We start from the raw sequence: 9,432 nt of genomic DNA, 5'->3' as shown, positions 1-9,432 counted from the left end.
CGGGGGGACACTGTCCCCCCGGCGGGGGGCTGGGGGCGGAGCCCCCGGTCTCACCCCGCGTCCAGCTGCAGCCCTTCCTTCTTGAGGACTTCCCCCCACTTCTCCGTCTCTGCCCTGACGAAGGCCGCGTATTGGGCCGGCGTCCCATAGGACGGCACGCCGCCCATCTCGGCGAATTTCTTCTGGGTCTCCGGCATGTCGAGCAGGGTTTTGATCTCGGCGTTCAGCGCGTTGACGATGGCGTCGGGCGTGCCCGCCGGCAGGAAGGCGCCGAACCAGGAATTGACCTCGTAGCGGGCGAGCTCGGCCTGGGTCTCGCGCATGGCGGGCAGGTCGGGCAGCTGCGGGTTGCGCTCGGCGCTGGTGACGCCGAGCGCGCGGACGCGGCCGGCGCGGACCTGCTCCACGGCGCTGGTCAGGTTGTCGAAGCTGAACTGCACGTCGCCGGCGACGAGGGCGATCATGGCCGGGCCGGCGCCGCGGTAGTGGACGGCGGTGGCCTGGGTGCCGGTCAGCTGGTTGTACCAGACGGCCGACAGATGCGGCGACTGCCCCAGGCCGGGGGTGCCGTAACTCAGCTTGCCGGGGTTGGCGCGGAGGTAAGCCAGGAATTCCTGCGGAGTGTGGACGGGCAGGGAGGGGTGCACCACCAGCACGTTGGGCCCGCGGATCATGTTGGAGACCGGCAGCAGCTGCTCGGCCTTGTAGGTCAGGTTGCGGAACAGCGAATAGGCGATGGCCTGGGGGCCGATATTGCCCAGCAGGATGGTGTGGCCGTCCGGGCGGGCGCGGGCGACCTCGGCGCTGCCCAGCGTGCCGCCGGCGCCGGACTTGTTGTCGACCACGGCGCTCTGGCCCCAGCGCTGGGTCAGGTGGGCGGCCAGCAGGCGGCCCATGATGTCGGTGGTGCCCGCGGCGGCGGCGGGCACCACGACGCGGACGGTCTGGGTCGGACGCCAGCCTTCCTGGTTTCCCTGGGGACTGCCTTGGGCGCGGGCGGCGAGCGGCAGGCCCAGGCCGGCGGCCAGGGCAGCGAGATGGCGGCGCGAGATGGTGGACATGCACTCTCCCTAGGGTGGTGGCCGCCTTGGGGCGGTCCGCTTCGTGCCGGGGAGTTGAGCCGATGCCGCGTCGGCTGTCATTCCAAAAAGGGAATGCTATTCCGTATTGCGGATGTCTTCCCGGCGCGGGAAGAGCGCCTTGCTGGTGAAGGCGGCGACGTCGCGCAGCTCCTCGCCGAGCCGCGGGAAGATCTCCGGCGGGTGCTGGCCGGCGATGGTGATGCCGGACAGGCCGAAGCGCGGCTGGCCGTGCTGGTCGGGCACCAGCGCCGCGATGGTGATCAGCCCGCGGTAGAGCTGGCTGTTGTCCAGGCTCCAGCCGGTGCGGCGGCTTTCCTCGACATCGGCCAGATAGGCCTCGAAGCTGGGTGGCGACTGCCAGCGCAGCGCGGCGAAGCGGCGGCGCAGCTCGTCCACCGGCAGGTCGAGGGCGGCGGCGACGCAGCGGCCGACGGCGCCGACCAGCATCGGCAGGCGCAGCCCCTCGCGCATCTCGACGCGCACTGCGGTGTGGCTGTGGGCGCGGTCGATCAGCACGATGTGGCCGTCCTCGGTGACGCGCCACAGCACGATCAGCATGTCGTAGTTCAGCGCCAGCCGCTCCAGCTCGGGACGGATCAGCTGGGCGTGGCTGACGCCGATCAGGCCGGCGGCAAGCTCCGCCACGGCGAGCCCCAGCGTGTAGGTCTTGTCGCTGTCGCGGAAGGCGGCGAAGCGGGCCCGCGTCAGCGTGCGCAGGATGTTGAAGCAGGTGCTGGGGCTGATGCCGGTGCCGCGCGCGACGGCGGCGACGCCCAGCGGCCCGGTGGCGCCGGCCAGGTGCTGCAGGATGCGGATGGCGTGGATGACGGCGCCGACATCGCGCTGCGCGCCGGTGTCGCGATCGGGAGCTGGGGCCAGGTTGTCCATTCGATATCCCGATTGATTTCCCGTATCCGGAATGTAGCCTGCCCGCAGCCAAGAAGGAAACGCCGGCATGAACGAGCTCGCTGCGACACCCAGGCTGATCGAGGACCGTGACGGCGCCGTGCTGGTGCTGACGCTGGACTATGCTGCGCGGAAGAACGCGCTGGCGCCGGCGCTGCGCGCCGAGATGGCGCGGGTGCTGGACCGGGTCGAGGGCGACCGCGACATCCGCGCCATCGTCGTGCAGGGCGCCGGCGGCACCTTCTGCTCCGGCGGCGACCTGTCGGGGATGGATGTCGGCTCGGTGCTGGCGGGGCGGGAGCGGCTGCGCCCGGCGCATGCGGTGATCCGGCTGCTGGTGGCGGGGTCGAAGCCGGTGGTCGCCGCGGTCGAGGGCTGGGCGGCGGGTGCCGGCCTGTCGCTGGCCTGCGCCTGCGACACGGTGGTCGCCGCCGAGGATGCGCGCTTCATGGCCGCCTTCGGCAAGGTCGGGCTGATGGCCGATCTGGGCCTGGCGCATACCCTGCCGCGCCGTGTCGGCCATGCCCGCGCCCGCCAGATTCTTCTGTATGGCGAGCCGATCGACGCGGCGGAGGCGGCGCGCATCGGCCTGGCCGATGCCGTGGTGCCGAAGGGCCAGGCCTTCGCGGCCGCGATGAACAAGGCGCGCATCCTGGCGGCCCAGGCCCCGGCGGCGGTGGCGCTGACCAAGCAGATGCTGGCCGAGGGGCTGGACCGCGCGCTGGAGCAGGAGACGCATTACCAGTCGCTGCTGTTCCTGACCGCCGACCATGCGGAGGGCAAGGCGGCGTTCTTCGGCAAGCGGGCGGCGCAGTTTACCGGAACATAAACCTGGCCCGCCGACCGGCGAAGCGCGGGCGCGGCAAGATGCGGCGCCGGCGCCCGGCCCGTCACGCTGCAGGCGCGAAGCAATGCCGCAGCATTGCCGCAAGCGGCGCCGCGCCGTCGCTGCCGCTTCATCCTGAGGACAGGACGATCGCTGTCGCGTGACTGTGCCGCGGCGCCGCCGCGACTTTGAGGCACCCCGCGCGGCGCTGTGCAGAACACCCGCATGGTAGAACCGCCCGGCCGGCCGGCAGAAGGCTCGTCGCGCGTCGTTTCCAGGACGGGAGGCTTTCGCGACCATGGCGACCATCATCGGGACGGGCGTGGGCAACACGCTGACCGGCACGGCGCTGGACGACACCATCCAGGGTCTGGGCGGCAATGACACCATCGATGGCGGGCTGGGCGCCGATATTCTCTCCGGCGGCAGCGGGGACGATGTCCTGGTCGGCGGGCGCGGCGCCGACACGCTGCATGGCGGCACCGGCAACGACACCTTCCGCTATCGCGCCCTGGCCGAGATGCATCTCGACCGCATCATGGACTTCGCCCTGGGCGACCGGGTGGATGTCAGCGCGCTGGGGCTGAGCTTCATCGGCGAGCGGGCCTTCACCGGCGCCGGCATGGAGCTGCGCCTCGCCTATCTGGACGGCAACACCCTGCTGCAGGTCGATGTCAGCGGGCTGGGCGATGTCGAGCGCCAGCTGACCATGGCCGGCATCCAGCGTCTGACCGAGACCGCCAATGGCTCGGGCATCCTGATCGCGGCGACGCCGCTGACCCTGGTCGGCACCGCCGCGGCCGACACGCTGACCGGCGGCGCCGGCGACGACCGGCTGTCCGGCATGGCCGGCGCCGACACGCTGGATGGCGGCGCCGGCAACGACGTGCTGAAGGGCGGGGACGGCAACGACCTGCTGGTCGGCGGCGCCGGCGGTGACACGCTGCTGGGCGGGCCGGGCAACGACCTCTACCGCTACCGCGCCAACACCGAGTTCGACGGCGACCGGCTGATCGACTTCAGCGAGGGCGACCGCATCGATTTCAGCGGGCTGACCAGCCTGACCTGGATCGCCGACGAGGCCTTCAGCCGCACCCCCGGCGAGGTCCGCCTGGCCGGCAAGTGGCTGCAGCTCGACCTGGATGGCAACGGCGTGGCCGATGCCCAGGCCTGGATCTCCGGCGGCGGCATGCTGGCGGAGACCAGCCCGGGCTCCCGCGTGCTGCAGCGGGCGAATGCCGTGGTGCTGACCGGCGCGGACACGGCCGAGACGCTGAGCGGCGGCGGCGGCGCCGACCGTATCGACGGCGCCGGCGGCAACGACCTGGTCAACGGCCTGGCCGGCGACGACATGCTCCATGGCGGTGCCGGCAACGACGCGCTGAACGGCGGCAGCGGCCATGACTGGCTGGAAGGCGGGCTGGGCGACGACACGCTGACCGGCGGCAGCGGCAATGACCGGCTGATCGGCGGCAGCGGCAATGACGTGCTGGTCGGCGGGCTGGGCGCCGATATCCTGCGCGGCGGCACCGGCAAGGATATCTTCCGCTATGCCAGCGCGGCCGAGCTCGACGGCGACATCATCCGGGATCTCGAGGCGGGTGACCTGCTCAGCCTGTCCGGCATGGGGCGCTACAGCTTCATCGGCAATGACAGCTTCACCGGCGCCGGCATGGAGATCCGCTTCGACGGCGGCCTCATGACGGTCGATATCGACGGCGACGGGCTGGCCGAGGCGACGGCCGCCATCGACACCGGCGGCCGGCTGCTGGAAGGCCAGGTGGCCGGCTCGCTGACCCTGATCGTGGCGCCCGACCGGGTGCTGAACGGCACCGCCGCCGCCAATATCCTGGCCGGCGCCGCCGGGCAGGACACCCTCTCCGGCCTGGATGGCGACGACACGCTGAACGGCGGCGCCGGCAACGACATGCTGCGCGGCGGCAACGGAAATGACACGCTGCGCGGCGGCAGCGGCAGCGACATGCTGGAAGGCGGGCTGGGCTACGACATTTTCGTCATCGAGCCCGATCGCAGCCTGTTCAACACCGACACCATCGCCGACTTCAACAGCGCCGACACGCTGGACCTGACCGCCTTCTGGAACCTCGCCTGGCTGGGCGACACTCTGTTCAGCGGGGCGCGGCCGGAGGCGCGGCAGCTGCGCACCAGCCTGGGCCTGCGCATCGAGATCGATGCCGACGGCGACGGCCTGGCCGAGCAGGCGGTCTTCCTGGCCGGCGCCGGCGCGCTGCGCGAGGCCGCCGCCGGCTCCCGCCTGCTGACCCTGGCGACGCCGCGCAACCTGACCGGCGATGCCGGCGCCAATGTGCTGGTGGGCGATGCCGCCGACGACGTGCTGATCGGGCTGGAGGGCAACGACACGCTGGTCGGCTGGGGCGGCAACGACCGGCTGGAGGGCGGGCCCGGCGGCGACACGCTGCGCGGCGAGACCGGCGACGACATCCTGATCGGCGGCGCCGACAACGACACGCTGATCGCCGGGCTGGGCCGCGACCTGCTGACCGGCGGCAGCGGCGCCGATATCGTCCGCTACCGTTCGATCGCCGAGATCGGCCTGCTCGAGGACCGCATCACCGACCTGGCGCCGGAGGACCGCATCGACCTCTCGCCGATCGACGACCTGCGCTTCACCGATGGCGGCTTTACCGGCGTCGCCGGGCAGGTGATCGTGCTGGATTCCTGGCAGGGCCGCGACCTGGGCTGGACCTTCCTGGCGATCGACGCCGATGGCGACGGCCAGGCCGATGCCGTGCTCTCCCTGGATGGCGACTTCGCGCTGGAGGAGGCCACCGCCGGCACCGAGGTGCTGCGCCGCGTCGCCGATCTGGTGCTGGACGGCGGCGCCGGCAATGACGGGCTGACCGGCCGCGCCGGGCGCGACACCCTCTCCGGCCTCGACGGCAACGACATGCTGAACGGCAATGCCGGCGACGACCTGCTGCGCGGCGGCGAGGGGAACGACACGCTGCTGGGCGGGTTGGGCAACGACGTGCTGCAGGGTGACGACGGCAACGACACGCTGCAGGGTGGCGAGGGCAGCGACACGCTGCGCGGCGGCGCCGGTAACGACACGCTGATCGGCGGGCTGGGCGCCGACCTGCTGAGCGGCGGCGCCGGCAACGACATCGTCAGGTATCTTTCCGCCGCCGAGCTCGCCGGCGACACCATCGCCGATTTCGCCGCGGGCGACCTGCTGGATGTCGCGGCGCTCGGCGCCCGCTTCCTGGGCGATGGCGCCTTCGCCGCCGATGGCACGGCGCAGCTGCGCATCTGGCAGCTGGGCGTCACCTGGCTGGCGGTGGACAGCGACGGCGACGGCCGCGCCGATGCCACGCTCAGCCTCGGCACCATCGTGCCGCTGGAAGAAACCTTCACCGGCTCCGGCCTCTATCGCCGCGTCGCCGATCTGGTGCTGGCCGGCACCGCCGGCGCTGACACGCTGCAGGGCAAGGCGGGCAACGACATCCTGGGCGGGGCGGGGGGCGACGACATCCTGCTCGGCGCCGGTGGCAACGACATCCTCGACGGCGGCGCCGGCAGCGACACGCTGAATGGCGGGCCGGGCAGCGACACCATGACCGGAGGCTTGGGCAATGACAGCTTCCTCTGGACCAGGGACGAGCTGCAGGGCGCCTTCACCGACACCATCACCGACATGGGCGTCGGCGACAGCATCGACCTGTCGGCGCTGGGCGGCCGCTTCATCGGCGCCAATGCCTTCTCCGCTGCCGGCGAGGCGGAAGTCCGCCAGAACGGCGCCAGTCTGCTGATCGACTGGAACGGCGACGGCTTCACCGACGGTGCGATCCAGATGACCGGCCTGGCCGGGCTGCTGGAGGAAACCGCCCCTGGCCTCTTCCAGCTGCCCGCCGCGCTGAACCTGGTGGGTACCGCCGGCGCCGACGTGCTGACCGGCCGCGGCAATGCCGACACCATCAGCGGGCTGGCTGGCCCCGACATCCTGGCTGGCGGCGGCGGCGACGATCTTCTGCTCGGCGGCGCCGGCAACGACACGCTGCTGGGCGGCGAGGGCCATGACCGGCTGGTCGGCGGCCCCGGCACCGACACCATGACCGGCGGGTCGGGCAATGACCGCTTCATCTTCAGCGACGGCGATGTCGGGCTGGGCAGCGTCCGCGACGTCATCGCCGATTTCAACGCCGCGGCTTATGCCGACCAGCTCGACCTGTCGGGCATCGACGCCGACCTGACCACGCCGGGCGACCAGGCCTTCATCCTGTCGCCCACCGGCAGCATCACCGGCCCAGGCCAGCTGGTCTTCGGCAACGGCATCCTCTACGGCAATGTCGATGCCGACCTGGCGCCGGATTTCGAGATCGCGCTGAACGGGGTCACCAGCCTGGCCAGCTACAACTTCTGGGCCTTGTGACCCTTGGAGCGCGGCGGGGGGCGGGCTAAGCCTGCTCTCCATGCGGATCCTGCACACCGCGGACTGGCATCTGGGCCGTTCGCTGCATGGCCAGCCCTTCCTGCCGGAGCAGGAATGGCTGCTGGCCGGACCTTTCCTGTACATGCTGCGGGACACGCGCCCCGACCTGCTGCTGCTGGCCGGCGATGTCTATGACCGCGCCAGCCCGCCCGCCGCGGCGGTGGAACTGCTGGGCGCGGTGCTGGACGCCATCATCCGCGGCCTTGGCATCCCGGTCGCGCTGATCGCCGGCAACCATGACGACGCCCGCCGCCTGGGCTTCGCCGCGCCGCTGCTGGGGTCGGCCGGGCTGTATATTGCGGGCAGCCCCCAGGGGCGGTCCTTCCAGTTTGCCGACGCGCATGGGCCGCTGCAGATCCTGGCCGCCGACTATGCCTCGCCGGAGCAGCTGGCCGGGCATTTCCCCGAGGCCGGCATCACCGACCACGAGGCCGGCTTCGCGGCGGTGATGGGCCATCTGCGCGGGCTGCGCGATCCCTCGGCGCGCGCCATCGTCATGGCGCATGGCTTCGTCCAGGGCGGGCTCGAATCCGACAGCGAACGGCTTCTGCAGGTGGGCGGCAGCGGCGCCGTCTCGGCGGCGCATCTGGCGGGCTTCGACTATGTCGCGCTCGGCCATCTGCACCGGCCGCAATCCATGGCGGGCGGACGCATCCGCTATTCAGGCTCGCCGCTGGCCTATTCCTTCTCCGAGGCCGGGCAGCAGAAATCCGCGACCCTGCTGGAGATCGACGCCGCCGGCGCGGTGACGCTGCAAGACATCCCGCTGCCGGCGCGGCGCCCGCTGCGCCTGATCACCGGCACACTCGCCGAGGTCCTGGCCACCGCCGAGTCCACCGGCCGCGAGGACTGGCTGCAGGTCACCCTGACCGACCGCCCCTTCGACGCCATGGCCCGGCTGCGCGAGGCCTTCCCCAATGTCCTCGACCTGCGCTTCCAGTCGCGCGCCGTGGCGGCCGCGACGCCGCTGACCCGGGCGGGCGCACGGCACAGCCCGCTGGCGGTGCTCGACGCCTTCTGGCAGGCGGTGCGCGGCGAGGCCCTGCCGGAGGCCGCGCGCCCGCCCGCCATCGCCGCCATCGCGAGCGCGGGGGAGGACGGCTGATGCGCCCGCTCGCCCTCCGCCTTGCCGCCTTCGGCGCCTATGCCGGCGAGCAGGAGTTCGATTTCTCCGCGCTCGGCCAGCAGCGGCTGTTCCTGATCCACGGGCCCACCGGGGCGGGCAAGACGACGCTGCTGGACGCGCTCTGCTTCGCCTTCTTCGGCCAGAGCAGCGGCGACGAGCGCGAGGCCAGCCATCTGCGCAGCCACCATGCCGCGGCCGCGCAGCCGACCTGGGTGGAGCTCGATTTTTCCCTCGGTGAGACCCGCTACCGACTGCGCCGCGCGCCGAAGCAGGAGGCGCCAGGGCGCGGCGGGAAGATGGTCCAGCGCGGCGGCGAGGCGGTGCTGTGGCGCCTGCCGGCAGAAGGCCCGCCGCTGGTCATCGCCGACCAGGTGCCGCGCGTTGCCGAGCAGGTGGAGGAGCTGCTCGGCTACCGCGTCGAAGAATTCCGCCAGGTCGTGCTGCTGCCGCAGGGCCGCTTCCGCGAGCTGCTGACCGCGCCGCCCGGCGACCGCCAGCGGATTCTCGCCAGCTTGTTCCGCACGCATCTCTATGCGCGGCTGGAAGAGGCCCTGGCGCAGCAGGCGAAGTCCGCCCTGGCCACCGCGCAGCAGGCCGAGCAGCACCGCCGCAGCCTGCTGGGCGAAGCCGGCGCTGCCTCGCCGGAAGAGGCCGCCGCCGCGCTGGATCGGCTCACCGCCGAGGCCGGGGCGGCCACGACCGCCGCCGGCGCGACCGAGCGCGCCGCCGCCGCCGCCCAGGCCGCTCTGGACGCCGGCCGCCGCGCCGCCGAGCGCCATGCCGAGGCGCGCCGTTCCGCCGCGGCGCTCGCCGCGCTGCAGGCGCAATCCGCCGGCATGGCGGCGAAGCGGGAGGAGGCCGCCGCCGCCGACCGCGCCCTGGCCACCGCGCCGCAGGCCGCGACCCTGGCCGCGGCGGATGAGGCCGCGCGCGATTCCGCCGAAGCCGCGACCCGTGCCGCCGGGGTGGCAGCGGCCGCCCGGACCCGGCGCGAGAAGGCGGCCCTCGCCCAGGCCGAGGC

At 72.6% G+C, this 9,432-nt stretch carries 6 protein-coding genes; 4 read left to right on the top strand and 2 right to left on the bottom strand.

Translation table 11 applies throughout. The features are described from left to right. Positions 1-50 precede the first annotated feature (50 nt). Together BKE38_RS28325 and BKE38_RS28320 are read right to left on the bottom strand one after the other, a co-directional pair. Entirely contained in the window at positions 51-1,061 is a 1,011-nt protein-coding gene (locus BKE38_RS28325) for a Bug family tripartite tricarboxylate transporter substrate binding protein (protein ID WP_076960492.1), read from the bottom strand. Between the two features lie 96 nt (positions 1,062-1,157). Beyond that, complete coding sequence (locus BKE38_RS28320) at positions 1,158-1,970, bottom strand: IclR family transcriptional regulator (protein WP_076960491.1); 813 nt, start codon at positions 1,968-1,970, stop codon at positions 1,158-1,160. 67 nt (positions 1,971-2,037) lie between these two features. On the opposite strand from BKE38_RS28320, the gene BKE38_RS28315 reads away from it, so the two are divergent. The 4 genes from BKE38_RS28315 to BKE38_RS28300 form a co-directional block, all read left to right on the top strand. Continuing rightward, positions 2,038-2,817 carry an enoyl-CoA hydratase-related protein gene (locus BKE38_RS28315; protein WP_076960490.1) on the top strand — a complete coding sequence of 260 codons (780 nt, stop codon included), beginning with the start codon at positions 2,038-2,040 and terminating at the stop codon, positions 2,815-2,817. Positions 2,818-3,112: 295 nt separating this feature from the next. After that, a complete protein-coding gene (locus BKE38_RS28310) occupies positions 3,113-7,225 on the top strand; it encodes a calcium-binding protein (RefSeq protein ID WP_076960489.1) in 4,113 nt (1,370 codons plus the stop codon). A gap of 40 nt (positions 7,226-7,265) precedes the next feature. After that, on the top strand, positions 7,266-8,390 hold the full coding sequence (locus tag BKE38_RS28305) for an exonuclease SbcCD subunit D (RefSeq protein ID WP_076960488.1): 1,125 nt from the start codon (positions 7,266-7,268) through the stop codon (positions 8,388-8,390). After that, positions 8,390-9,432: AAA family ATPase (locus BKE38_RS28300; protein WP_131829770.1), on the top strand; the 1,043-nt coding region annotated here is incomplete at its 3' end. The genes BKE38_RS28305 and BKE38_RS28300, both read left to right, overlap by 1 nt.

The sequence above is a fragment of the Teichococcus deserti genome (genome assembly GCF_001982615.1).
GTDB lineage: Bacteria > Pseudomonadota > Alphaproteobacteria > Acetobacterales > Acetobacteraceae > Pseudoroseomonas > Pseudoroseomonas deserti.
Note: the sequence above shows the minus strand (reverse complement) of the source record. Positions and strands in the feature narration are given on the sequence as shown.